The sequence below is a fragment of the Nostoc sp. NMS4 genome (genome assembly GCF_017115095.1).
Classification (GTDB): domain Bacteria; phylum Cyanobacteriota; class Cyanobacteriia; order Cyanobacteriales; family Nostocaceae; genus Nostoc.
On the sequence record NZ_JABXKI010000152.1, the window covers coordinates 1 to 21,916 of the forward strand.

Here is a 21,916-nt window from a genome sequence, read left to right on the forward strand (position 1 = left end):
GCCTGATTGAAGATTTTTTACAAGCATTTTATATCGAAGCGATCAAAGCTTTCCGTAGAGAAAACGAACTACCAGAAAATCACACGCCGCGTACTCAGCTGCAATTAGCTGAATATATGGCTTTTACAGAACAGTATGCCAAACGCCGAATCAATTTACCTGGTGGTGCAAATCAGCAATTGATTATCTTGCGCGCCCAAGGTTTTGCTCGTCGTCAGCCCCAAGAAACTACCGTGGATATTGAAATGGCGGTAGAGTCTGCCAAGGGTGAAGAAGCAGAATCTTACCAGCGTAACTCGGCGGTGCAACAGTTGCGATCGCAAATGATCGCCCAAACTAATTTCGATCCATCAGAAGAGTCAGAACGCGATCGCGTCATCACTGAATTGATGAAATACCTGGAGTCTCAAGGTCAATCTGATTGTATGAACTACCTCAGCTTGAAACTTCAAGACCTTTCAGCCCCAGAAATTGACCAAATTCTCGGTTTAACTAGCCGTCAGCGCGATTATCTCCAACAACGCTTTAAATACCACGTAGAAAAGTTTGCCAAACAACACCATTGGCAATTGGTACATCAATGGTTAGGCGCAGGTTTAGAGCAAAAGTTGGGTTTATCTTCCCAGCAGTGGGAAATCTTTGTAAATCAACTTACAGAACAACAACAGCAAATATTACAGTTAAAAACTGCACGAGAAAACGATCTGGCGATCGCCAAAGCCATCAAATGTACCCCCAAACAGCTACAAAAGCGCTGGACTCAACTTTTAGAAATCGCATGGTCTATCCGCAACGGTCATACTGAAGCCCAGACAGGCTAAAATAAAGGTGAATAAAATATAGAGAAGACCATGAACCAAGTATTTCCCGAACTCTCTAGTCTTTCGAGAGCGGAAAAACTTCAACTGGTAGAAGATTTATGGGATGAGATTGCTGCTACACCAGCAGCACTCCCAGTTTTAGATTGGCAGAAACAAGAACTAGCCCGTCGCAAAGCCGAATATCTGCAAAATTCAGCCATTGGCAGTAGTTGGGAAGATGTAAAAGCCAGAATCTCTCAACGACATGGCTAGAAACTTAACTATTCTTACAGCCGCAGAACTGGACATTATCGAAGCTTATGACTGGTACGAGGGGCGCGAATTAGGGTTAGGCGCTGAGTTCCTACGCTGTATTGATGCCTCCCTAAATTTAATTCAGCGTCACCCCAACACATACCAGATTGTTCATGAAACTTATCGCCGCGCTACAATTAGGCGTTTTCCCTACGTCGTTTTTTACGAGTTTAATGAACAGGAGATTATTATCTACGCTGTTTTCCACTGTTCCCAAGACCCAGAAAAATGGCGGAGTCGCTTGCAATAGTTGGTCTTTGAGACTAAAGATAAATCCATTATTTTAACTATTACCTGAATTAGTAACTCGTTCCTAATCCAAATTATTAATACATTTGTATTTGTTTAGTACAAAAATACCAATAAATTCTGATTTTTTATCTATTAATCCAACTGCGTTTAGTCAAAATCAAAAATTCATATTAAGCAAGTGAAGCTTTTTTACTACTTCTGTGAAATCCTATAATAAGCAGGACTTTTGGCAGAGGGATTGAAGATGGCTCTGACTCAAGGCGGACGGGCAAATAAGTCTGGAAATATTTTAGAAGCAAATGTAGAAGCAATCTTGCATGGGCATAATTATTTCCAAGTTGGGAACTATGTCCAAAAAGAATTTATCTTAAATGCTACTTTATTGTCAAAACGTTATGGCAAAGAAGTTTATATTGGAACTGGAATTTATCATACCTATCTCAAGGTTGATTTTTATGTTGTCGGCTCATCTGCAATGCCATCTGGTTTAATTTTCGAGTGCAAATGGCAAGAAAGCCCCGGTTCAGTTGATGAAAAGTTTCCTTACTTGAACATGAATATTCAGCACTATTATCCTGCACCAACTATCGTAATTTTAGGCGGTGAAGGTATGCGAGAAGGCGCAAGCCAATGGCTGAAAGCAAGAGTTAATGATAACCATAATTTATTAGCAGTTTATAGCTTAGATAGATTCATTGCTTGGGCAAATAAAAATCTTTAAAAGATGTAATTAATAGTTCGTTAATCATGCCTCTATTTTTTATGTTCGAGTTAATTGAACGCGCTGCTTTAATTTTATAAGTTTCAAAATTGATATCAGTATAAATTTTTTGAATAAATTCACTATCAGAATTACATACCATAACTTTGACACCACGATTTGCTAACTCTGCACAAGTATCTCTTAAAATTTCTTGGTCTTTTTGACTAAAACAATTTTGACTATAAGCCGTGAAATAGCTAGTATTACTGATAGGATGGTAAGGCGGATCAAAAAATACAAAGTCATCACTACTAGTTGCATGATTTAGGACTTCTGTAAAATCTGCCTGTTTAATTTCTGCATGGGAAAGGGCTTCTGAGGCTGCTTTTAGTAAAACCTCAGCACAAATATTAGGATTGTCATATCTGCCTAATGGCACATTGAATTTTCCCTGTGAATTGACTCGATAAAGACCATTAAAACAAGTCTTATTAAGATAAATTAGACGAGCCGCTTTTTCTATATCAGTACCACCTGAGTTATTTCTTACACTGTAGTAATAATCTTTACCGTGTCGGCTTTTATGCTCTTTTAATAGAGAGATTAAGTCCTCAACCCGATCTCTAACACAACAATAAGTGTTAATTAATTCGGCATTAATATCAGTTAAAATGGCTGCACTTGGTTGGAGATGGAAAAAAACAGCACCACCCCCTAGAAATGGTTCATAGTAATTTTTATAACTCTTGGGAAAATAAGGAATATATTGCTGTATCAACCGACTTTTACCCCCTGCCCACTTCAAAAATGGACGCGGGCTAGTTTCCTTCGAGACTTGAATTACCATTTACTTACAATTTAACTGAAAATAATTATGACTAAATAAAGCTAATATAACCGACGAACCAAATTTTAGATTAACTGGCTAATTTTCCAGCCGCATATATTACAATTGAGTAGATAAAGCATATCAAAACAAACGTAAGTATATAACAAGGCAGTTTACATTCAGATGTTTGACGGATTTTGGGATAACGTCTTTCGCTACCCCCGATACTTAATTACGATCGTCTTAGGCTTGTTTCTGAACACCTTTGCACCATTAGTGCCACTGTTGAAACGCCCTATCACCTTGATCGCTATCTTGGGTTTATTTGTGAGCAGCCTAGTCTTCCTGACTTTCACCTTACGGGCAATGCTGGGCTTGAGTACAATCTAGACTAGCGTTATATCGGGGCTATGCCCCACAGACGGTTGCTTTTGGCGTTGCTCTCGCTAAGTGCTGTCTAACCCTGCATCTATTTTTGTCGTATAACCTCTGTGATGAGGCGAAATTTTTATGGCTACAAATCGTCGGGTTTCCCGCGTTGCTGAATTGATCAAACGGGAAGTTAGCCAAATGCTGCTCAACGGCATTAAGGATGACCGTGTGGGTACTGGAATGGTCAGTGTGACTGATGTTGATGTTTCCGGCGATCTCCAACACGCCAAAATCTACGTCAGCATCTATGGTACTGATGAAGCTAAAGTAGAAACGATGGCCGGTTTAAAGTCGGCTACAGGTTATGTCCGCAGCGAACTTGGGGCGCGGGTGCGGCTACGTCGTACACCAGAGGTGATATTTCTCGAAGATCGCTCTATAGAACGCGGTAATAAAGTATTGGCATTACTAAACCAACTTAATCACGATCGCCCGCCAGAAAATCTGGTAGCGGCAGAAGACAGCACTGTTCCAAATGATGAGGAATTCTCCGAATAAGTAACTAAAACAACAATGTAACTTCAGAACAATTAATCTCAGCAAATCCGCCAAACAGTTTACAGACGTGACGAGATCGCGTCTGTTTTAATGTGAACATAGCCTCATTCAGCGATCGCTAGTAGTCTATTAAGAAATAATTGACGAATAAATTTTCTGTAGACACGGCGATTTATTGCATCTCTCCAACTCTTTCAAAGATGCGCCGCGATCGCTAAAAGGGAATCCGCGAATGTCTATCCTAAATTACGAATTAGAGTCTTACTCCACCTTTTGACAGATGCTTCTCAAAAGAAAACTGTATGATGTTAGTGCTGAAATTAACTAGAAAATTACGGTCTTACTTAATAAATTGTTAACAGATGCTATGGTGAAAGCCTTCGTCGGCTACTTTGTCCGTTATGTTTTGCAACAGTTTATACCCTAGTAACTGACAAATATTATTGTGTTGTTTACCTTAGATGAATACCCGCAGTTAAAGATCCAGCTTTTAAGGTGATTATTTGATATGTAAACGATTGCGATATAAATTCTTCCCACCCACCAAATCTTGCCTAAATACAGTAATGGCAAGACTTTCAGACTTGTGGCATCAAAGTCATACAGCTACATAAGCAGGTTAAGTTAACTACTCGGAATTTTTTTTGTAAAGCGGATTTTCGATAAATGTCAGGATTCGTTGACTTTCTTAACATTTCTTGAGATAATTTTAGGAGATGTAGCGTCAAAATAAAAATAGTTCCGTATAGCAAACTACAAAATCTTAGCCACAAGTCTAATTTCTGTAATGTTTGTTCCTAATTATTAACGGGAACACTATCGTAAGTGTTAATTTGTGAGTAAAAAACATGAGTGTGAATACGGTGCCTTCTATCAATTACTACTCTCTAGATGTGATTCAAGACGAAGCACGCCGACTGGTGCAAAAGGGAATGGTTAGCCGACAACAGCCAATATATAGCCTCTGCCAATACATTCCAGCGAGAGAGTGGGTTTGCGTTGAATGTGAATTAGAGAAATGTGACTTTTTGTTACGCGATCGCATTGGCGACCTAATTGGTCGTGAACAGTGGGATAACGACTAAGCAATGTTTGATTTCCGGTTTAAGATTGGGAGTTTGTTGTTGATGTGTGGATGTCACCATCAACGATTCAACGCTCAATCTGGGGGATGATCTCTGGTTTTTAATGAGCATCGCCCTATACAGAATCTTGCGTTTTTGATTAACACAGAAGCATTTGAGTCTGAATTTATACAACTTTTCAAGTTAAAGAAGGCATCAAAACCATTTGTTCTGTATATCTGGTGTCACAGCTTGAGTTTAGTATGTAAATTCTGTGAAGTTCCTACATTTCTATTAGATCAATGTAGGAACTTCATTTTTGACTCGCAATTTATTGCATCGCTTACCTCAAGTAAGTGATAACCTGCTTGCTGTTCAAAGCCAAAATCCCTATGGAAAAGTTTGCTAAGTCGGGCTAACCGACACCAGTTGCGACAAAAAAGTGAAACTCCGCCAGCAACTGGCTCAAGCTTCACAAAATCCAAAATTTGTATAGTATTTTAATTTTATTTTTTCTGAAAAAATCTCGGCAAGCATAAAAAAATCATCTTGGCTCCCTCTCATGCCTTCTGCCTGATTGTTGAGCGTAGTCGAAACACTGCCTCCTGCCTCCTTAACTTGCCTATTATCCTACTTGCTCTAAATATTGATTAATGTCTTCAATGATGCGAGTAAGTTCAGCTTCAGTAGTCAAGCGGATGTTGACGTTGCGGACAGTCAGCAAAACTTTGGCTGCGAAGGGCGTTGGCCAGATATTAGGATTACAAAAAATTTCTAAAAATACCTCACCCGTATAGCGATATTCCAGGGGAGGCTGGGGAGTGACTCTACCACCGCCAGGAGTGGGTTTAGCAGCGATCGCTTTTAGGCGTTCCATCAGTTGATCCGTCGCTGTCTTTAATTCTCGTGCTGCTTGGGGTGAAAAACTAAAGGAGACTGAACCTTCAATTAAATTCAATGTTAGAGGAGTTGAAGACATGAGCTATTTATTAAAACTTCTTGATAACTACTTATGTTACCTGAATAGGTAGTCTAGGCTGGTACATCCATCTCAGCCTTGCAAGCATGGCTTCAGTCGGGAATGGCACTAAGATAAGCCCAAAGTCTTGTGTTACCTCGTTCCCAGCCTGGAGGCTGGGAATGTATTACGAGAGGGCTACTGCCTCTCATTAAGCAATTGGAGGCAGAGCCTCCCAGGATTCGGTTCCCAGCCTCCAGGCTGGGAACCAGTCAGGGAAAACCAGTCAGGGCAAGGGCTGTGTCTTAACTTAGTGCCATTCGCCTCAGTAGGCTAACACCTATTTGGTATCGCATGGACATCCGAGGTGGAAAGAGTCAGATTTCGCTCCTCAAATTTTGACCATTTTCTGAATAAACCATGAGCTTCCTTATGCTTATTAGGCATTAAATAACACTCATTAAGCCGATCGGTTATTTAAAGTAAATACAGCTCGCTGATGGTCATCATCATATCTTTGAATACAATTCGATCTCACATCAGTTGATGTATTAATAACAAAGTTAATTAAAATATTACTGAAATTAATGCTAAAAATACGCGGTTATTTATAAAGCAATTAACAATGGCTATACAGCTTGTAGCTGCTGTTAATTAAAAAGAATCTCAATAAATCGATCTAAAATATAGAGACTATAGAGACACTTAACTCTTACTGCGTAAGACTTTGATACACTTTATTTGTGTTTATTTTGATTTTGAGGTCTACATTAGAAGTCATAGCAACTTGATGTGATAAATTATCTATGATTTACGATAACCGCGCCGAAGTACGAAAGGTTTTAATTATTACCCTACTACTCAACCTGTTTGTAATGGGATTGAAAGCACTTGTAGGCTATTGGACAGGTTCTTTGAGTTTGCTAGCTGATGCCTTGCATAGTGTGACAGATAGTGCTAATAACGTTTTAGGATTAGTTGCGAGTAAATTTTCTTCTCCCCAACCCGATCGCGAGCATCCTTACGGACACAGCAAGTTTGAAGCAGTAGGCGCTTTAGGGATAGCCTCGTTTTTAGGAATAGCCTGTTTTGAAATTTTGCAAGGAGCAATTGAGCGAATTCTCAAAGGTGGTGGTGAACCGATAAAAATATCGCCACCTGAGTTGTGGTTATTATTAATTGTGCTGGGTGTGAATATTTTTGTGGCGTTTTATGAACGTGCTGTGGGTAGGCGGGTAGGTAGCTCAATTCTCATTGCTGATGCGACACATACCATGAGCGATATTTGGGTGACAATCTCTGTAATTGCTGGCTTGATAGGAGTTTGGCTAGGTTATCAATGGATGGATTTGGTGTTAGCTTTTCCTGTCGCCTTGTTGGTATTTTGGAGTGGCTGGTCAGTTTTAAAAGAGAATTTACCTTGGCTTGTAGATCAAATGGCGATCGCACCAGAAGCAATACACGCGATCGCTACTTCTGTTCCAGGTGTAATTAACTGTCATGATATTGCTTCTCGCGGCGTTCTTGGCCGTCAAGTATTCATTGAAATGCATTTAATCGTGGATGCAGTAGATGTAGAAACCGCCCACCGCATCACCGAAGAAGTAGAAAGCCGATTAGAAGAACGATTTCGTCCAGTGAGAATTTTAATTCACGTCGAGCCACCAGCATATAAATCTGAGCAAATTAGCTTTGAAACTGGATCTAAGTAGTCTCAGCAATTCTAAATTACGCCCTGTTCAAGTGTAAAACAACGCTTGATTTCTTCGTTTAAAAAATACGATGGGGAGAGATAAGGAAAATAACAAATAACGACCAACAACTGACTGCATCTTTGTATTAACTCTCATAAGAAGCAACCAAATCTGCAACGATCGCAACTAGTTCTCCTGGATCGACAGGTTTAGCCACATGAGTCTGAAAACCCGCTTCCAAAGCACGGCTACGATATTCGCTATCGCCATAAGCAGTTAAGGCGATCGCAGGAAGTTTTCTATAAATATCAGGCTTCAATGCCCGGATCTTGCGGATAAGGGTGTAGCCATCTTCATCAGGCATAGCAATATCACAAATTAAGACATCTGGTTGCAACTCAGGTAATACTTTCAATGCTACCATTGCCGATGCAACTGCCATAATGGTGGCTCCATCAGCTTCCAACACAGTAGTAATGTAAAAGCGGCTATCTTCATCATCATCAACTACGAGGATGTTTAAGCCAGCAAGGGGAAGAGCAGGTTCCATAACATCTCCATTAACGTTGATCGAATGAAATATATTTCTAATCAGCTGCTTGTTTTTTTCTGTCAGCATACCATTGGTAATTTTACTGCGATCGCGCCAATTTTCCTAGACAATAACTCAATTTGTCTAGTTACCATCCAATTGATGCTTAATAATTCACTAGCGTTTATAATTATTGACTGGATAAAATTATGTTAGTGTTTAAATTCCTTCACACGTAAAAATTACCTTTAACGAATAGTTTAAGTTCAAGAATAATCTTGTTAATTCAATACCTTAGCCAAAAAAAGAGTATGAAGAGAGAGGGCGGTTTGTAGTAGAGTTGTTGCCTTACCAAACGACAATTCAAAAGCTACAATTCGCCCATGTTTGACATCCTATCTGTGAAATGTTAAAAATGCTTCCCGAAATCCCTGAGCCTATTTTATTAACCAAAATTTTTGCCTTTACTGCTTTAGGTCTTATTCATCCCCTTTCTACAGGCGTTGAACCCTCGTAAATTGGTAACGGTATTGGTAATATACTCTACTTAAAAACTCCAGTTTTTAAAATGGACGAAGTTTAATTGACTTATTTACCGCTTTTTCAAACCTTTGTTGATCGCAGCTTTTTTCACTAGACTTGCAAAGTCTGCTGGAAAATCATTACCACTCAACTGATTCCAACTGACTTCCTGTTTCAAATTACTTTTGTGCCCTTTCAGCTTTAATATGCGGTTGACTGTGTTTGTGGGGTGCTGTAGTTCTTCTGGTTCCAGATAAGCAGCCAGTACATCATTGTAGACTTCTTGAACTGCACTATCTTTCTTATTCCCATTTAAGCCCATACTAGAGAATATAGTTTCTTTTTCCTCGTTTGTGATTCCTCCTTCTAGTATGTCGAGAGTATTTCTGGTAAGTTGAGTCCTAGCCATATTTTTCCTATGTGTGGTTTTATTAAGATCGAATCCTCTAACTTCCTTGTCTCGCATTTTCTGCTTAAGTTTTCTTGTTCCCCATTGTCCAAGTTGAAAGGCTCCAACACTTACACCCATAGCAGTGGCAGCCACTAATCCTGCTGGCCCACCAGTAAACCCTGCAACCCCAGCACCTAGCGTTACTGTACCAAGAGTAGTTTGTATGGCTGCACGCTTCATTTTCTTTTTCTGTATTTCTTTAAGTTGATTTAGCGTGTCAATCTGAGTTTCATCTAGTGTCGGTGAGTTCGCTATTTCATTTAGACCTTTCTTGTTCTTGTAAGCCTTCTTAAATTTGCGGGCTCCTTGGAAAGCCTCTGCGCCACCCACAAACGCAGCAGCAGCAGGAGCAACAGCCCCACCCGCAATTATTTGCGCTCCTTGTGCCCCTCCTGCTGCACCAGCATTGTTTGCTAAACTAGCAGCATCTTTAACTGCACCTGCTGCCGATTTTGTCAAGTCTGCAAAGTTCTTAACACCCCTACCCCAAGATTTGTAACCACCATAATTCTCTTTTTGAGCAGCTTTCATAGCAGCATCGGTATAAATTATCAGCTTTGGCAAAGTTGTCAAAACGCCAGATGCTACCTTACCGATATCAAAGGGTAGTGACGTACCTACTATGAAACCCCCTTGTTGGGCAGAGGATAACGTCCCTATTTTACCCCCTTTTTCGACAGCTGCTATAGCTCCCGATCCAGAAGTAGCCCCCCCTTCAGCAAGGTGTTGGATACCCCTTTGTGCTTGGGTTCCTACTATTACGGTGTATGTAAGAGCAGAAGTCATCTCACCTGTACTATTAGATAAGATTGCAATTCTTTCCCGACGTGGCTTCGTCTTATCCTTGTATGCCTGCTTAAATGCCCTTAAATTATCTGCAAATAGCGCCAAACCACCAAAAGCTTTGAAATCATCCCTAACCATACCAGCTACGGCTGCATCATGTGAAAATGCTTTAGGAGCGTCGTTGGGAAGAGGTCCTATAAACGACAGTGGGTCTTGTGCATTGGCGGGAAGATTCTGTAGACCAATTTGATCAATATTTGTATTGGTCGAATCCTGTCCCAGAATTTTCCATTGATCTAAATTAGTTTCGGTCTGCTTCGGCCCTCCTGCAACTTCCTTTGCAGCTTCCCTCTTCCATTCTTTGTCAGGACCAAAACGAGTTATATAACTAATTCCGTCAAAGGATTTACCGATCACTTTTCTTATCCTTTTTGTTATTTTTTGCCCCGTTGTTGGTTCTAGCTGTGGCGTTTGTGGCGCTTGTAGCGGAATTCTCCCTTCTAATCCTCTAATTACGTCTTGCTGCCGATCTAGTTCCCTCAACTCCTCAATTACTAAATCTACAAAGGGCTGTTGTCTACCCTGCTGCAAGTTTCTAATTGCCTGCTCTCTTGCCGTATAATCCATCAGTAGCAACCGTTGTGCTTCCTGCTCCGCCTGCTGCTCCGCCTGCCGATATAGTTCCCTCAACTCCTCAATTACTAAATCTACAAAGGGCTGTTGTCTATCCTGCTGCAAGTTTATAATTGCTTGCTCTCTTGCCGTATTGTCCATCAGTAGCAACCGTTGTGCTTCCTGTTGCGGTGTCGCAGGTATTGGTGGCTGTTGTGGGCGAATTCCTCTACTGGGTCGCTGCGGTTCTTCCCGAACTCTTCTTCTAGTGGGTGGACGCTGCGGCTGCTCCGCCTGCCGATCTAGTTGCCCCAACTCCTCAATTACTAAATCTACAAAGGGCTGTTGTCCGTCCTGCTGCAAGTTTCTAATTGCCTGCTCTCTTGCCGTATAGTCCATCAGTAGCAACCGTTGTGCTTCCTGTCGCGGTGTCGCAGGTATTGGTGGCTGTTGTGGGCGAATTCCTCTACTGGGTCGCTGCCGTTCTTGCCGAACTCTTCTTCTAGTGGACGAACCCTGCATCTGCTCCCGCTCAGACATAACCGCCAGATTGTTCAGTTCTTGCTCTGGCGGCAGCTCCGTCTCTATCAGTTTTTTGATATTCGCAAATATTTCTGGAAGAGGTCTATTATCTTCTTCTTGCTGCACCTCTTGGGAGTTAGATTGCCCAGAAGAACCCTCTTGTTTATCTTCATCAAATAAATCTTCTGGAATGTATTGCCTATTGCCTGAATTCTGGGATATTTCTTGGGCATCAGTGGACGATCCCGCCTGCTCTTGTCCCTCAGATAACATCAGCCTTTGTCTAGCTACGGGAGATAAGAAACTATTGTTTTCGTTGGTGATTTTGTTTAATTCTTCTGTACTGGCTTGAGGTATCTCTTTATCCAAAATATCAGTATAATACTCTTCTAAAACTGCATCTATTGCAGCCCTATCCGCAAGATAAGCCGAATCATCTTTTTCCTCCCCAGACGGTTGGTCTGCTCGCTGTTTTCCATCACGTACACACTGCACAACATTATCTTGAGCAGGCATACGCTGCACTCCAGAACTTGCAGCCCCGCTTACTTGTGCTGATTCTCCCCGTGCCGCTTTTGCACCCATAACATCAGCTTCAGTTTCTAATTTCGGATCGGCGTTAATAGAAACTCCTTTAGACTGAGGCGCGGGTACTCGTCCGGCTTCTTGTTGTAGTGTGTGAGCTACTTCATGTCCTAGTATCTCTTGACCTGACTGGGTGGTGGGTTGATACTTGCCTGGTTGAATGTGAATATTTTTTCCCTGAGCATAGGCTATTGCGCCTATCTTTTCTGCTTGTGGCCCTTCGTGAATGCGGATATCAGACAAGTTTGTACCAAAGGAAGTTTCAAACTTCTGCTGCACCATTTCCGGCATGGGTTTACCGCCGCCAGTGGGAGCTAGGTTTACTTCAGGCAGATCCTTGAGTGTCTCCTTAGCTTGCTTGGGCTGAAGCATCTCAGGTACTGCTGGTCTCATCCCAGGAAATATGGGGATCTGGGCAAAGTTGAATCCTTGCTTCTTTGCTTCCTTTGGTTTCTGGGTCAACTCCTGACTCTGTGGGGCAGAGTTCACTACAAAAGGACGCGACTTAATTTGAGATTGTACTGGTATGGCAGCACCTGAAATGGATTTTTGATCAACAAACTTCTTCGTGTGTAAAGCTTTCATTTCAAAGTCTCCTTAAGTGCTGCCTACCACACTTAATATTTCTGAAGGCTAGGTTAACAATTCAAAATTCAAAATTCAAACATTTTAGACGGGGATTTAAACCGCTACCGAAACTGATCGGAGGCAGAGTGGCTCCGACTCTGCGCTACATATAGATGATTGTAGGGGTCTAAACCCTTGAATTTACGATAAATAATATCAAAGTATCAGAATTTTGTCTCAATATTTACACAGACGAATTCTAATAAAGTCCAAAATTTGAAGTTAATAAAATATTAAGTCTTGGTAAATAAAAAGTTAAATTAAACTTAATAAACCGAAATTCCCAAAAATAGACAATGCCGAGTCTTAAAACGAATCAAGTCGGCATTGTTATTTTTAAATACAGTAGAAGCAAATCCGAAGACTCAGGAGTTAGGAGCCAGAAGTAATATAACTGACTATTAACTTGCAAACTGCCGTATGTTAATCTCAACTCCTGCAAGTAATCTGAAGAATAGCAAAAAGTAATGAGCTTTTAGTTAAGTCAAATCAAAACTTGATTACTCCCATTCAATGGTTCCAGGCGGCTTAGATGTGATGTCATAAACCACCCGATTCACCCCTTTCACCTCATTCACAATTCGAGTCGAAATCACTTCTAAGACATCATAAGGCACTCTCGCCCAATCAGCAGTCATGCCATCTTCACTAGTAACAATCCGCAAAACAATCGGGTAAGCGTAAGTACGTTGATCTCCCATAACACCAACACTACGAATTGGCAGCAATACAGCAAATGCTTGCCAGAAATCATGATACATACCGCGTTGGTTAATTTCTTGGCGGACAATCAAATCGGCATCGCGCAAAATATTTAACCGCTCAGATGTAACTTCCCCTAGAATACGAATTGCTAAACCAGGCCCAGGAAAAGGTTGTCGTTGAACAATTTCTTCTGGTAAACCAATGGAACGTCCAAGTTTGCGGACTTCATCTTTAAATAGTTTCCGCAGTGGTTCGACCAATTTAAATCTTAGGTCTTTGGGCAAACCGCCAACATTGTGATGACTCTTAATTTTCACCGCTACCCGCTCACCACTTTGGGGATCAACGTTGGTGTCAGCAGATTCGATCACATCTGGATAAAGAGTTCCTTGAGCCAGATAGTCAAACTGACCGAGGCGCTTGGATGTTTCCTCAAATACACTGATAAATTCGTGTCCGATGCGGCGGCGTTTTTCTTCAGGATCGGTGATTCCAGCAACTTTAGCTAAAAAGCGATCGCGGGCGTTAACATATTCAACAGGAATGTGAAACTGTTCTTGAAATAGCTTGACCAATCGCTCTGGCTCATACTTTCGCATAAAGCCTTGATCGATAAACACACAAGTCAGTTGCTCGCCAATGGCTTTATACAGCAAGAAAGCTAGGGTAGAAGAATCCACTCCCCCAGATAGCGCCAACAGTACCCGCTTCTCACCAACTCTGGCGCGAATTTCTCGAATTGCCTCTTCGACAAAAGCTGCTGTTGTCCAAGTGGGTTCGCAATCGCAGATATGGTAGACAAAATTACGAATTAATGCTATACCACCAATAGAATGTACCACCTCTGGATGGAACTGAACGCCGTAAAGTTTCCTTTCGTGGTCAGCGATCGCAGCACAGGGAGTATTTTCTGTATGTGCCAGCAATTCAAACCCTGATGGCATTTGGGTAACTGAGTCTCCATGACTCATCCACATGGTAGTGCCATCTTCGACATTAGTGAGCAAATCTGTGGGATTGTCAATATATAATGAGGCTTTGCCGTATTCACCTCGATCAGCCTTTGCCACTTCCCCACCGAGTTGGTTGACCATCAGCTGCATCCCATAGCAAACACCCAAAACGGGTATTCCCAAATTCCAGATTTCTGGATCGCAATGGGGGGCTTTTTCACCATAAACTGAACTTGGGCCACCTGAGAGGATGATTCCCTTGGGGTTAAGTTGGCGCAAATGTTCAGAAGTAGTGCGATAGGATAAAACTTCGGAGTATACTTGAGTCTCGCGGATGCGACGGGCTATCAGCTCTGAATATTGAGAGCCAAAATCCAGAATTACAATCAATTGACGATCGAGCCGCCCAAAATTTTCCAATGTTTGGGGCGCTTGTTCTGTTGGTAGAGTCACCGCTGTATTCATGACGGGAGTGTTATATCTGTTAAGGATAAATAGATGCTTTGTGGTCTATGGTGATGCTATTATCCAGCCTGGACAGGCTGATAATGGTATAGAAAGCCTTGACAAACACTAGTTTACGTGCATTTGTCAAGCCCCGGAGTTGGAGATGGTATTAAAACGATAAATCTACCCTAGAGTGGTTGTTTAAAGGATTATTTTTTTGGATTGTTTACGATTATTCATAATAAATTAACATAATTTTCCCATCAACATACCAGCAGTTTTACTCTTCACGATAATTTTGCGATCGCGATCGAAGAGAATAGAGCCACAGACTGTTACTTTTGTGCCGCTTTCGCTATGACTTTGGATGTATTCTTGGGAACGAACATCAATAGTTTCGGCGATCGCACTGTAAACTTGATTTACCCAATCACTACCAGTTGCAGCATCGATGGATTTTAGGTGTGTTAGTGCTGCTTCGGCAGTTGCACTGTTAAAAACAGCTTGGATATCTGGTAATTTTAAACCTGCGATCGCACAGTGCGCTGCTAAAATTTCTCGCCGTCCATCAGCCAAGTAGTGATGGGTGTGAAAAATCCCTCCAGCCAGTTTCATCAGCTTCCCGTGATAGCCAAATAATAAGATTTCTTTGACACCCAGCACATCAGCTTCTACTAACATTGGACCAAGCCAGTTAGCAGTTTTGACTAATTGTTCGGGATTAATCCCTAGTTTACGCGCCAAATCTAGGCCATTCTCGCCGATGCAGAATACTAAACTTTCAAAACGACTAGCTTTATTTTGTAATTCTGCCCGAAAAACGGCAAGCTGATCTGGTGTACTCAAAGGTTGAGAAATACCGGTTGTGCCTAAAAGGGAAAGTCCTTCAACCACACCAAAAGCAGAATTTGAAGTTCTCACAGCTAGCGATCGCCCTTGGGGTAGAATAATTGTCACCGTGATTTTTTCCCCAGGTGCTAGCATTGGTTGCAAATTCTCTTTTAAAAGCCTTTGAGCATAAGCATAAATAGCCGGCTTGTCATCAGCATTTAATTGCCTACCAATTCCTTCTCCACCTTTAATAATTACAGCATCATCACCCTGTTCTCGCCATTCCACCAATGCCCAAATCGGTGTATCTTTAGTCAAATCGAGATTATCACCAGGATCGCTACGAGCGATCGCTAAAGCCATATTCTCAGATAATCCTGCTACCTGTTCAATGGGGATTTCGGCGATTTGAGCGGGTTCAATCAAATCTACAGATGCTAAAGTTAGGGGTTTGCGATCGTGTAACCAATGTAAAGCAGCAACAGCAGCAGCACAGGCAAAGACGGGAAGTGTGTATCCAGAACGGGACATTTTTTAAATTTAAAAGTCAAAATAATTATTCAAAAGCGATCGCGCAGCGTCACGAAGCTTCGCTACCTGTCAATGTACATGCGCCATGAATCGGGCATACGTTGCTCCAGCAATCTGAGATGAGCGCCAAACCCGACGAATGGATTATCTGACACCACATCGTAAAGCCCTTTGCCCCAGTCTGGAATATCTCTTTCCTCGTAACGAGCGATAAGAATCTGCAAGTCGAAAACTAAAATACCAGTGATACTAAGCCGACGATAAAGAGCATAAACGACTGCTGCAATGGCAGGCAACTGAATCGGACGAGCGCTTGCCGCTCCCACCGCAGTTCTGAAATTAATTTCGTATCTAAAGTTTTCAAAATCAAGTTCGCCCTCGTTCTCGAAACCCTCAACTTCACTAAACGAGAACTCCATGCTCAAGAATATGTCAAACCAATCGTTCGTGTCACCCAAATACGGAGACAAAGAGCAACCCAGGCACTCGTTAATATCTTTAGCTGTTTGAGCCAAATCTTGCGGATAGTTGAAGAAGTAGCCTATCTTGTAGCTCATATTTCTTATTCTACCAGTTCCAGCCAAGCCGCGTGCGACGGTAGAACTATTGGAATACACAACCCATCTCTTCCAGATGTTTAATCAAGTCCCGTCGTTTCACGATACCTCAAGTTCAGCCACTCTTCGGACATTAGGAATTGTCCCATTCGTTAATTCTTTGTAAATATCAGTTAAGTTCTCCTTCAATTTGTTTTCGGTTTCTGCCTGAGTCCAATAGTCTGGATACTCCTGGAGATAGCCAAGCCACATCTCCTCATCTTGCCAGTAAACATATTTCTTGGTTGTCATAGGCTAAACGACTTATGAACTTCTCCAACTATGTCAACCATCTTATCAAACAGGGCGATCGCTCTATCAAAGTCGTCCAGAGTCCTACTCACTGAGCAAACTGTTAGCTTGCAATGGATACACATGGCGTAAGCTTCGCCAAGCCTGAAATGGTTGATCGTCAATCATTGCTTCTGGCTTTGGGAGATAACCGACGAAGCAATCCTCTAGTCCAAACTCTTTTGCTGAAGCACGAGCGTAATCACTACCTCCACTGCTCCAGCAGTACAGTACTGCTCCTTGCGCCTTTAACTGTCGAACTACTTCAATGACACTGGGTATCGGGATTCGTTTCGTTCCAACCGATCGAACAAGAGTGTCATCGACATCAACAAAAATGACCACAGTTGAGTTTTCCCTGCTAATGCTTGATTCTACTTAAGTTTAATTGCCCAACCGAATAATTTAGACCCATCTGTAGCTTGCTTCCTTTAGAGTAACGTTCCCGTTCACTCTCTGCACCTACTGGAATCAACGAAAAGACTCAATACAGTCGGCGTGCAACGGGCTTGTTAGACCGTATTTACTTTGTTGAGTTCGACGCGACCGTGTTCAAATACTTGCATTATTAGCTGATAACCCTCCATCAGGGACATCCCGACGAGTGGTTCTGAATCAGCCTCATCGACTGGGATTGTCAGAATATCTCCATCCCAAACTAAAACTGCTTCATAGACATTGAAAACGCATTCACTCCCATCTCCAAGAATGGCTCGTCCTCGCCTCTTCCATCTAAGATTCAACTGAGCGATCAAATCTGGAGGTAGTGAAAGCCAACCGTTAAAGCCTGTGTCCACAATTGCATCTTGTGTGTAAATTTTCCCATCAGAGCCACAGACTGAAACTGGAATAATCGGTTCCAAATCCGCGTTGACTATTCCGGCAATCATACGGCTTTTTTCGTGCGTCCGCCGAATCGACGAACATAGCGATAACCAATGCGGACAATCCAGATTTGAGCCTCTGGATGACGGCCTTCGAGACGATCGCAAGCAACAATTTCACTTGCATCGACTTCAAAAGCTCCGGTTTCGATGTCGATCGCCACAATCTTACCATGATTATCTGCTTCAACCTGTGAGCGCACCTGAGATTCATAAATCTCATCGCCACGTCGAGCGAATTCTTCTTTGCCGTAGTGGGGTTGGTAAACTGTCATAGAAATAGCCTCGTGTTCACGCCTCTAATTTTTCTATTTTAGGCTACGGGCTTTTTGCTTCGCTCAGAGCCTACGGTTATGATAGTGTCATGTTTAGGATAACGGGCTACGGCGGAATAATCCTCTTCCAATTCATTGCTTTGATAGTAGCAAGCAAGACACGCTTTAATATCTTCAGAAGTTAATTCAGAAAAATCCTCTAGGATTTCTGCTTCAGTCATTCCACCAGCAAGATACTCCAAAATATCATAAACAGTGATTCGCATTCCCCGAATACAGGGTTTACCACTGCGTTTTCCAGATTCAATTGTAATAATGTTGCGGTAATTCATAAAAAAGTAGATAACCTTTCTTTGACTCTCACAAATCACTCTTGATCGGTCGGCCCCAAGGCAGTGTTAGTCTGCTGACTACTGCTTCTTGCTGCTTCTAGCTTTTGGCGAATCGCTGCTTGAACCTTCTCATCAAAATCGGGATCGTTGGGGCTTGCAACAATCCTACGCGGACGCTGATTAATCCTGTCCAAATATGCTTGAAAAGCAGCTTGATCCCCGCGATGCTTGAGAAAATACTGTTTCAATTCAACATCAGACATTGAATCGTAATTAATTCGGCTCATCAGATAACTCTCCGTTGGGTAAAATTTGGAATTCAATCTCTTCGTCATACCCAGCAAGGATGTATACATTACGAGTCCGATTATCAACACAAATGAGGTATATGGGTTGAAGCATAATATACGTCAGTTGATAGCTAATACGATACAAACTTGCTAGTTGAGCAGCAGTAGGCATTTTACTTAATTACACCAAAATTACGAATTAGTAATTAGTCAAACACCTACTTCTAATAATAGAGCTTCCATAGCTGACCAAGAAATTCCTTGTTGAATATAACGAGGTGTTTCAGGATTGTAAGGACTGGCTACTCGGTCAATATTGAGAATGTTTGCCCCATCTGGCAGAACTGGTACATCTGCATCAAATGCCGTTGGACGCATTAAAGAACTGGAAAAGCCTTTGAAAATAGCAATTGTATCTTGCTCATCGGCAATTTCCACCGTTACAATTAGGACTTCTTGGGGGCGTTTAGCGGTGTATTGTTCCAGTCGCTTGCCAATGGAATTCATTTTTTTAAAAGTAGGGTTACTGTGGTGTGGCTGAACGTCCCTGTTTGCCCAGCTTAATTAGAACAAAATAGCTTAAATAAAGCACATAAATTACTAAACTAGCTATGCCAAGAAAACCTAAGAACTCAGCCTTGCTGTTAGCATGGAAATATTCTTTGAATAGTAACGGAGCCTCGAACCAGACACGACAATAAGGAGTCTTCAGCATATTGCCAGAAAAAGCACAACCCAAAAAAGGGATCAAGGCGAGTGTGCCCAAAAAACAATAAACAGTTGTCGCCCAGCGCCAAGAAGTAAAAATAAATTTCAAAGAACCACTGGTTTGATACTCAATTTCATCGTTGATATCCACCCAGAACCACAGCGAAATCGGGATCAAAATCCGAGCTATCAACCCGGAAATAAAGCTAACTGGATACTGGGCAATCATTAAGTAAATCGTGATTGCGACCAGGCTTGCGACTCGCCAGTATATAGTCAATAACCGTTGTATGCTTTCTGATTTTTGCACAAATGCCCAAATCAGAAGAATTAGCGGAATAATTACCAGGAATAATACTGCTAGTCGGTAATCAATCCAGACGAAAGGGCGAAACCAAATATTATAGTCCATATTTTTCTCAAACAATAGATAAAAAAGAAGTCAGGAGTCTGAATAAATCAAGTAAGGTTTTATACCACTACCTGATTGTAGACTGCTAAATAAGGCAGGGATTTTAAACCCTTTTATTTAAAAGTCAGTCAAATTCCAATTCATCCTGAATTCTTCTTGATAATAGTTTATTGAACCTCGTATGACTAGAAGTCACGAGTATTACAAAAAATTTATAGGGGCATACAGATGTACGCCCCTACTGCCAATTAATTTGTTGTTTAATTTATGAAAATCGCAACTTATCCCTTTGGAAGAAGCCTATTGATGCAAATAAAGAATTTATTTTTTGTTTCCACGGCTAAAATCGGTAGCTCTAAATAAAACGCTTGCAGGTGGAGGACATTGGTGAGTCCCTGCTTCCCCCACTCTGAGCGGTTTTTTAGTTAATCCTAGTTGTTTGCTAACCAAACAACAGAAAATCCAGTTGCCTTAATTTCTAGTCGTCGTAAACCCGGCATTCAATTGCATCTGGGTTGTCATCACAATACTGTTCTAGAGAATTTTTTGGCTTGCTTTGGCGTTTGTGCGAAGCTTCGGCTTGCAATTCTTCTACTGCATCCCAAGCAGCAGCACACTCTGGTGAGTTGCTACCGTTAACATCACAGACAGTACGCGCTTGTTCCACTTCTTCTTGGATTTTCTCTTGGATGTCGCCTTTTGCTGTTTCTTGGATGTTGGTCATTGCTTTTGTCTCGTTGTGTGTTGTTAATACTAGTATAGAAAATGTTCAGATATGGTAGTTTTTCGCTTGATTACTAACCATTCTAACTATTTAGCCGATCAGAAGTTAGTGTTTTAGGCTATTGATTTATAACCAATACAGCAAGCTACCGCATCTATAATGCATTTACCTTTATTTTTTAAGATTTTGTGGAATTAGTAGCATAGATAAATAATCATACAATATATTTAGATGCCTGATATTAGGGAATGATAACCCCAGCTTCTTGGGATGGAGGAGACAAAGGGCTGGCATCAATTCTTGTACGATGCAATTCTTCCCAAAATAAAAAGTCAAAACCTACTAGCCTAAAAAGAGAAAGAAGCTCAAAACTCATGGCAGACCAAATGCAGTGGGCAAATGCCCTATCAACCCGTCATTCTCTGGAAGCCGCTGTTACAGATGTGGTAGAACGTGCTGTTTCATCGTTAACAGCACCTGCGGATCTAGGACTGGTATTCATTTCGTCTGCTTTTGCGAGTGAGTATTCCCGACTGTTGCCCTTGTTAGCTGAAAAACTTTCTGTGCCTGTGCTAATTGGCTGTAGTGGTGGCGGTGTAATTGGGACGACAGTTAGCGGGGAAACGCAAGAATTGGAAGCTGAACCAGCTATTAGCTTGACTTTAGCACACCTTCCAGGAGTGAAGATTCAAGTTTTTCATGTTGTTGCTGAAGAATTACCTGACTTAGACAGTTCACCAGATGCTTGGCTTGATTTGATTGGTGTGCCGCCATCACCGACACCGCAGTTCGTCTTGCTGTCTAGTTCCTTCGCCTCTGGAATTAACGATTTATTGCAGGGACTTGATTTTGCTTATCCAGGATCGGCGATCGTGGGGGGACAGGCTAGTGGTGGAGGTATGGGTGGTCGTGTTGCCCTTTTTTGTAACGATACTAATGGTGAGGAACAGCAAAACTTGTATCGGGAGGGGACTGTTGGTATAGCTTTGACTGGTAATATTGTTTTAGAAACGATTGTTGCCCAAGGATGCCGACCGATTGGCAAACCATTGCAAGTTACAAAAGCCGATCGCAATATTATTTTAGAGTTAGATGAGCAAGTACCTTTAGTAGTGTTGCGAGATTTGATTGCTAGTCTCAGCGAACAAGAACGGATGTTAGCACAGCATTCTCTGTTTGTTGGTGTGGCAATGGATGAATTTAAGTTGGCTTTGCAGCAAGGAGACTTTTTAATACGTGGTATTCTTGGAGTCGATCCAAATGCTGGGGCGATCGCAATTGGCGATCGCGTCCGTCCTGGTCAAAGGCTGCAATTCCATCTCCGCGATGCCCAAGCCTCGGCTGAAGACCTCGAATTACTCCTCAAAAGTTATCAACATCAACGAGAATCTGAACCCTCTGCCGTCGCTGCTTTGATGTTTTCCTGTCTGGGACGAGGCGAAGGACTCTATGGTAAACCTAACTTCGATTCGGAACTATTTCAGCGTTACCTTAACGATATTCCGATAGGTGGCTTTTTCTGTGGCGGTGAAATCGGCCCTGTTGGTGGCAGAACCTTTTTACACGCCTACACTTCAGCATTTGGAATTTGTCGCCAAAATCAGTAATCAGTGCTGAGTTGTGAGTGCTGAGTGCTGAGTTAGGAGTTAAAAGTTAGGAGTTAGGAGTTTGGAGTAGAGACGCGAAAAATCCAAGTCTTTCCAAGAGTTAGGAGTTTTGTTTATCCCCTTGTCTCCCTTGTCTCCCTTGTCTCCC

General features: G+C 41.8%; 26 protein-coding genes and 1 pseudogene. 9 read left to right on the forward strand and 18 right to left on the reverse strand.

Annotated features, from left to right (window positions below):
* The 4 genes from HWQ37_RS12585 to HWQ37_RS12600 form a co-directional block, all read left to right on the forward strand.
* Nucleotides 1-821: hypothetical protein (locus HWQ37_RS12585; protein ID WP_292747717.1), on the forward strand; the 821-nt coding region annotated here is incomplete at its 5' end.
* 30 nt (nucleotides 822-851) lie between these two features.
* The gene (locus HWQ37_RS12590; RefSeq protein WP_292747718.1) at nucleotides 852-1,073 is read left to right on the forward strand and encodes an addiction module protein; all 222 of its coding nucleotides are present in this window, start codon (nucleotides 852-854) and stop codon (nucleotides 1,071-1,073) included.
* Nucleotides 1,066-1,365: a type II toxin-antitoxin system RelE/ParE family toxin gene (locus HWQ37_RS12595; RefSeq protein ID WP_292747720.1), complete on the forward strand. Its 300-nt coding sequence runs from the start codon at nucleotides 1,066-1,068 to the stop codon at nucleotides 1,363-1,365. Before HWQ37_RS12590 ends, HWQ37_RS12595 begins: the two co-directional genes overlap by 8 nt.
* 246 nt (nucleotides 1,366-1,611) lie before the next feature.
* Nucleotides 1,612-2,088 (forward strand): PD-(D/E)XK nuclease superfamily protein, encoded by a 477-nt coding sequence (locus HWQ37_RS12600; protein ID WP_292747722.1) that lies wholly within the window; start codon nucleotides 1,612-1,614, stop codon nucleotides 2,086-2,088.
* Here the strand turns inward: HWQ37_RS12600 and HWQ37_RS12605 are convergent.
* On the reverse strand, nucleotides 2,060-2,917 hold the full coding sequence (locus tag HWQ37_RS12605) for a DNA adenine methylase (RefSeq protein WP_292747723.1): 858 nt from the start codon (nucleotides 2,915-2,917) through the stop codon (nucleotides 2,060-2,062). The two genes, HWQ37_RS12600 and HWQ37_RS12605, sit on opposite strands and share 29 nt — an antisense overlap.
* Nucleotides 2,918-3,082: 165 nt before the next feature.
* On the opposite strand from HWQ37_RS12605, the gene HWQ37_RS12610 reads away from it, so the two are divergent.
* The 3 genes from HWQ37_RS12610 (at nucleotide 3,083) to HWQ37_RS12620 (ending at nucleotide 4,914) form a co-directional block, all read left to right on the forward strand.
* Nucleotides 3,083-3,289 (forward strand): DUF751 family protein, encoded by a 207-nt coding sequence (locus tag HWQ37_RS12610; protein WP_104908071.1) that lies wholly within the window; start codon nucleotides 3,083-3,085, stop codon nucleotides 3,287-3,289.
* Between the two features lie 120 nt (nucleotides 3,290-3,409).
* Nucleotides 3,410-3,829, forward strand: coding sequence for a 30S ribosome-binding factor RbfA (gene rbfA / locus HWQ37_RS12615; RefSeq protein WP_292747725.1), 420 nt, complete (start codon nucleotides 3,410-3,412; stop codon nucleotides 3,827-3,829).
* Nucleotides 3,830-4,677: 848 nt separating this feature from the next.
* On the forward strand, nucleotides 4,678-4,914 hold the full coding sequence (locus HWQ37_RS12620; protein ID WP_094347157.1) for a DUF4327 family protein: 237 nt from the start codon (nucleotides 4,678-4,680) through the stop codon (nucleotides 4,912-4,914).
* A gap of 604 nt (nucleotides 4,915-5,518) precedes the next feature.
* Here HWQ37_RS12620 and HWQ37_RS12625 read toward each other — a convergent pair.
* Nucleotides 5,519-5,872 (reverse strand): hypothetical protein, encoded by a 354-nt coding sequence (locus HWQ37_RS12625; RefSeq protein ID WP_292747727.1) that lies wholly within the window; start codon nucleotides 5,870-5,872, stop codon nucleotides 5,519-5,521.
* Between the two features lie 785 nt (nucleotides 5,873-6,657).
* Here HWQ37_RS12625 and cdf31 point away from each other — a divergent pair.
* Nucleotides 6,658-7,563 carry a CDF family zinc efflux transporter Cdf31 gene (gene cdf31 / locus HWQ37_RS12630; protein ID WP_292747729.1) on the forward strand — a complete coding sequence of 302 codons (906 nt, stop codon included), beginning with the start codon at nucleotides 6,658-6,660 and terminating at the stop codon, nucleotides 7,561-7,563.
* A 127-nt stretch (nucleotides 7,564-7,690) separates the two neighbouring features.
* On the opposite strand, the gene HWQ37_RS12635 is transcribed toward cdf31, so the two are convergent.
* The 16 genes and pseudogenes from HWQ37_RS12635 to HWQ37_RS12710 all read right to left on the reverse strand — a co-directional run bounded on the left by HWQ37_RS12635 (nucleotide 7,691) and on the right by HWQ37_RS12710 (nucleotide 20,537).
* Nucleotides 7,691-8,095: a response regulator gene (locus tag HWQ37_RS12635; protein ID WP_292747731.1), complete on the reverse strand. Its 405-nt coding sequence runs from the start codon at nucleotides 8,093-8,095 to the stop codon at nucleotides 7,691-7,693.
* A gap of 574 nt (nucleotides 8,096-8,669) precedes the next feature.
* Nucleotides 8,670-12,140: an eCIS core domain-containing protein gene (locus tag HWQ37_RS12640; protein WP_292747733.1), complete on the reverse strand. Its 3,471-nt coding sequence runs from the start codon at nucleotides 12,138-12,140 to the stop codon at nucleotides 8,670-8,672.
* Between the two features lie 542 nt (nucleotides 12,141-12,682).
* Nucleotides 12,683-14,305 carry a glutamine-hydrolyzing GMP synthase gene (guaA, locus tag HWQ37_RS12645; protein WP_292747735.1) on the reverse strand — a complete coding sequence of 541 codons (1,623 nt, stop codon included), beginning with the start codon at nucleotides 14,303-14,305 and terminating at the stop codon, nucleotides 12,683-12,685.
* Between the two features lie 228 nt (nucleotides 14,306-14,533).
* Nucleotides 14,534-15,649 (reverse strand): cobalt-precorrin-5B (C(1))-methyltransferase CbiD, encoded by a 1,116-nt coding sequence (cbiD, locus tag HWQ37_RS12650; RefSeq protein ID WP_292747737.1) that lies wholly within the window; start codon nucleotides 15,647-15,649, stop codon nucleotides 14,534-14,536.
* A gap of 62 nt (nucleotides 15,650-15,711) precedes the next feature.
* On the reverse strand, nucleotides 15,712-16,206 hold the full coding sequence (locus HWQ37_RS12655; RefSeq protein ID WP_292747739.1) for a hypothetical protein: 495 nt from the start codon (nucleotides 16,204-16,206) through the stop codon (nucleotides 15,712-15,714).
* 99 nt (nucleotides 16,207-16,305) lie between these two features.
* The gene (locus tag HWQ37_RS12660; RefSeq protein WP_292747741.1) at nucleotides 16,306-16,497 is read right to left on the reverse strand and encodes a hypothetical protein; all 192 of its coding nucleotides are present in this window, start codon (nucleotides 16,495-16,497) and stop codon (nucleotides 16,306-16,308) included.
* An 84-nt stretch (nucleotides 16,498-16,581) separates the two neighbouring features.
* Entirely contained in the window at nucleotides 16,582-16,881 is a 300-nt protein-coding gene (locus tag HWQ37_RS12665) for a DUF705 domain-containing protein (protein ID WP_292747743.1), read from the reverse strand.
* 167 nt (nucleotides 16,882-17,048) lie between these two features.
* Nucleotides 17,049-17,426, reverse strand: coding sequence for a clan AA aspartic protease (locus tag HWQ37_RS12670; RefSeq protein WP_292747745.1), 378 nt, complete (start codon nucleotides 17,424-17,426; stop codon nucleotides 17,049-17,051).
* Nucleotides 17,423-17,695, reverse strand: coding sequence for a hypothetical protein (locus tag HWQ37_RS12675; protein ID WP_292747747.1), 273 nt, complete (start codon nucleotides 17,693-17,695; stop codon nucleotides 17,423-17,425). The genes HWQ37_RS12670 and HWQ37_RS12675 overlap by 4 nt, the downstream gene beginning before the upstream one ends.
* Nucleotides 17,696-17,847: 152 nt before the next feature.
* Nucleotides 17,848-18,027 (reverse strand): annotated as a pseudogene (locus HWQ37_RS12680) (DUF433 domain-containing protein); the annotation flags it as partial.
* A gap of 35 nt (nucleotides 18,028-18,062) precedes the next feature.
* A complete protein-coding gene (locus tag HWQ37_RS12685; protein ID WP_292747749.1) occupies nucleotides 18,063-18,314 on the reverse strand; it encodes a DUF6887 family protein in 252 nt (83 codons plus the stop codon).
* The gene (locus HWQ37_RS12690) at nucleotides 18,301-18,489 is read right to left on the reverse strand and encodes a DUF6888 family protein (RefSeq protein ID WP_292747751.1); all 189 of its coding nucleotides are present in this window, start codon (nucleotides 18,487-18,489) and stop codon (nucleotides 18,301-18,303) included. The genes HWQ37_RS12685 and HWQ37_RS12690 overlap by 14 nt, the downstream gene beginning before the upstream one ends.
* A gap of 38 nt (nucleotides 18,490-18,527) precedes the next feature.
* Complete coding sequence (locus HWQ37_RS12695) at nucleotides 18,528-18,824, reverse strand: DUF7734 family protein (RefSeq protein WP_292747753.1); 297 nt, start codon at nucleotides 18,822-18,824, stop codon at nucleotides 18,528-18,530.
* A gap of 16 nt (nucleotides 18,825-18,840) precedes the next feature.
* Nucleotides 18,841-19,437, reverse strand: a complete 597-nt coding sequence (locus HWQ37_RS12700; RefSeq protein WP_292747754.1) for a DUF3177 family protein — start codon at nucleotides 19,435-19,437, stop codon at nucleotides 18,841-18,843.
* Nucleotides 19,438-19,915: 478 nt separating this feature from the next.
* Nucleotides 19,916-20,161 carry a Calvin cycle protein CP12 gene (locus HWQ37_RS12705; protein ID WP_251956070.1) on the reverse strand — a complete coding sequence of 82 codons (246 nt, stop codon included), beginning with the start codon at nucleotides 20,159-20,161 and terminating at the stop codon, nucleotides 19,916-19,918.
* Between the two features lie 241 nt (nucleotides 20,162-20,402).
* A complete protein-coding gene (locus tag HWQ37_RS12710) occupies nucleotides 20,403-20,537 on the reverse strand; it encodes a hypothetical protein (RefSeq protein ID WP_292747758.1) in 135 nt (44 codons plus the stop codon).
* Between HWQ37_RS12710 and HWQ37_RS12715 the strand changes: the two genes are divergently transcribed.
* Nucleotides 20,536-21,768: an FIST signal transduction protein gene (locus HWQ37_RS12715; protein ID WP_292747760.1), complete on the forward strand. Its 1,233-nt coding sequence runs from the start codon at nucleotides 20,536-20,538 to the stop codon at nucleotides 21,766-21,768. The genes HWQ37_RS12710 and HWQ37_RS12715 overlap by 2 nt on opposite strands.
* Nucleotides 21,769-21,916: the final 148 nt, after the last annotated feature.